The following is a 3,007-nucleotide window of genomic DNA, read 5'->3' as shown; positions in this document are numbered from 1 at the left end:
CGCGGCGTTGCCGAAACGTCCCAATAGCTCCGCTATCGAGACGCTCCGGCGCCTTGCGATGCACCGCACCAGACCCCGCGGCCTTTCCGACCCTGACCCATCGGACAGGCCCTAGGTCGGGTCGGGCGCGCCGGCGGCTATATACGTCAGGAGTGCGTGATTGTCAACGACTGCCGGTCTGGAACGCTCCGGATTCCCCTTCACTCGTGCCACAGCCATGATCCTCGTGACTGGTCCGTGTCGGTCGCATATGCCCGATCCTGATCTGTCAGCTGCGACCGCGGGAGTTGTGTGACTCAAAGGAGACTGTGATGGTGGACTGCATCGTCGTTGGGCACAACGATGGCGACTTTCCGGCGCAGGTGGACATGGTCGCGGGTATGGGTCGCGATTCCGGCGCGTACCGTGACCTGTCGCTCGCCTTCATGCAGTGGGAGGGTGTGCCGACCCGGGCCCTCGACTTCCTGACCCGGCAACAGGTGAAGGACGGGTACGGGGACGACCGGCGTTACCACAATCTCGAAATGCTCTGGCCCACCATCACCTACCTCGGCTCGTTTCTGGCCCGGCACGGGTACACCTTCGACTACGTCAACCTGTTCCAGGACGAGAAGGAACAGTTTGCGGACAAGCTTGCCGACGATCCACTCGCCGTGGCGGTGACCACGACCCTGTATGTCACGCCCGATCCCGCCGTCGAGGTCGTGAAGTTCGTCCGGGACCACAGCCCGAAGACGAAGGTGATCGTCGGCGGCCCGTTCGTGGCCAACTACGCCCGCCAGACCACCCGGCCCGCCTTCAGCCAAGTGCTCAACCTGGTCGGTGCCGACGTCTACGTGGTCAGCAGCGAAGGTGAGAGCACGATGGTGAACGTGGTGGCCGCGCTCAAGGCGGGCAAGTCGCTGCGCGGCATACCGAACGTCATCTTCCGCGAAGACGGGGAGTGGGTCTTCAACGATGAGAGGACCGAGTCCAACGCGCTCGATCAGAACATGGTGGACTACAGCCTGTTCGCGGGAACGCTGGGAGAGTTCGTCACGCTGCGCACCGCGAAATCCTGCCCCTTCTCGTGCGCCTTCTGCGGCTTTCCGGCGCGGGCCGGCAAGTACGTGTACCAACCGATCGAACTCGTCGAGCGTGAACTCGACCGGATCCGGGAGCACGGGTCCGTCACCAGCCTCACTATCATCGACGACACGGTGAACGTGCCGAAGGTCCGTTTCAAGGAAATTCTCCGGATGATGATCCGGAAGAATTACGGATTCCATTGGAATTCCTTCTACCGCAGCGACCACGGCGATGATGAGACCATCGAACTGATGGCCGAGGCCGGCTGTGAAGGAGTCTTCCTCGGCGTGGAGTCCGGATCGGACACCATGCTCAAGGGGATGAACAAGACCGCCCGGCGGCACAACTACATGCGGGCAATTCCGCGGCTGCGGCAGGTGGGCATCATCACCCACGCGAACCTCATCATCGGATTCCCCGGTGAGACGAAGGAGACCGTGGACGAGACCCGCAGCTTGCTGGCCGAGGCGCAGCCGGACTTCTTCCGTCCGCAACTGTGGTACGCCGACCCGATCACGCCGATCTGGGAAAGGCGCGACGAATTCGAGGTATCGGGTTCGATGTTCAACTGGCGCCACCGGACGATGAATTCGGACCAGGCCGCTGACATCATCGACGACATGTTCCTGAATACCTCGGGTTCCCTCTGGCTGCCGCAGAGCGGATTCGAGCTGTGGAGCGTCTTCTATCTGATGCGCCGGGGAATGAGCCTGGATCAGGTGAAGCAGTACGTAAGTGCCTTCAACGCCGCGGTCGGGGAGAACGTCGGCCGCTCCGCCCCGGTCGAGGTCAGCACAGCCGCGGTGGACCGCCTTCTCGAAAGCGCCCGGTTCGAGCCGGCCGGTGTCGGCGGTGCCCCACTGTCCGGAGCAGGCGGCGTCTAGCGGTCAGTGCCCAGCGGCCCTCGCCCAGGCCGCGTACCCCACTTTCCGTTTTCGGTTGATACAGGAGAAACGTCAGATGGTCATCGAGAACACAGCCGTCACGGACATCGTCGACCAGTTCGAGCGGAGCGTCGACAAGAGGCCGGGCGATCCCGCGGTTGTCCACGGTGACCTGGTACTGAGCTACCGCGAACTGGACCGCCGGGCCAACCGCCTGGCCCACGCTCTCATCGCCGCCGGAGTGGGTGCGGAGTCAGTCGTCGCCACAGTTCTGGAGCCGTCCGCCGATCTCCTCGTCGCCCACCTCGCCGTACTCAAGAGTGGCGGCGCGTTTCTACCCGTCGACCCCGGCCAGCCGGCCGGCCGACTGGCGGACCTGGTCGTGCGTGCGGATGCCCGGGCCGCGATCGTCCCCGACGACGGCGCCGGATTCCCGCTCGGTGATGTGACCGCCGTCCCGGTGTCGGCATCTGCACAGGGCGACGCCGACGCGGACCGGCCCCGACTGGCCGTGGGCCCCGAACAGCTCGCGTACGTCATCTACACCAGCGGCTCGACCGGGCAGCCGAAGCCGGTCGGTGTGAGCCGCCACGCCCTGTCCCAGCACACTTCGACGATGGCCGACCGGTACGAACTCTCCGCGGCCGACCGCGTCCTGCAGGCCGCGCGCCCCGGCGTCGACGTCGCCATCGAGCAGAGCCTCACCCCGCTGACCCGCGGAGCGAGCGTCCTGGTGCCGACAGGCCGGTGGGGTGCGCTCGAACTGATCGAGAAGATCCGAGAAGCCCGGCCGACTGTGGTGGACCTGCTGCCCGGCTACGCACAGCACCTGCTGGAGAGCGACGCCGAAGGGGCGCTGGACTTCGTCCGGCTGCTCCTGCTCGGCGGCGACACCGTAAAGCCCGGTGATATCCGCGCCTGGCGCCGGATCCTGCCCGCGGACGTCCGGATCATGAATGCCTACGGTCCGACGGAGGCGACGATCACGTCGGTGGTGGGTGTGGTGGGTTCGGGGGTTGGTGGGGAGGGTGTGGTGCCTATTGGTGTGCCGGTGG

The 3,007-nt window shown here is 65.5% G+C and carries 2 protein-coding genes; both read left to right on the top strand.

Features of this window, described 5'->3' with window-relative positions; translation table 11 throughout:
• Positions 1 to 311: 311 nt before the first annotated feature.
• Positions 312 to 1,952 (top strand): PhpK family radical SAM P-methyltransferase, encoded by a 1,641-nt coding sequence (locus AB0D04_RS42435; RefSeq protein WP_362712817.1) that lies wholly within the window; start codon positions 312 to 314, stop codon positions 1,950 to 1,952.
• A gap of 76 nt (positions 1,953 to 2,028) precedes the next feature.
• A partial coding sequence (locus AB0D04_RS42430; protein ID WP_362712816.1) for an AMP-binding protein occupies positions 2,029 to 3,007 on the top strand: 979 nt, incomplete at its 3' end.

Origin of the sequence: Streptomyces sp. NPDC048483, from assembly GCF_040651455.1 — a bacterium.
Taxonomy (GTDB): Bacteria; Actinomycetota; Actinomycetes; order Streptomycetales; family Streptomycetaceae; genus Streptomyces.
This window is presented reverse-complemented; position numbering and strand designations above follow the sequence as displayed.

What these genes read in the sequence shown, in the direction of transcription:
- AB0D04_RS42435 (WP_362712817.1), top strand. Translation starts at nt 312, where the DNA reads ATGGTGGACTGCATCGTCGTTGGGCACAACGATGGCGACTTTCCGGCG.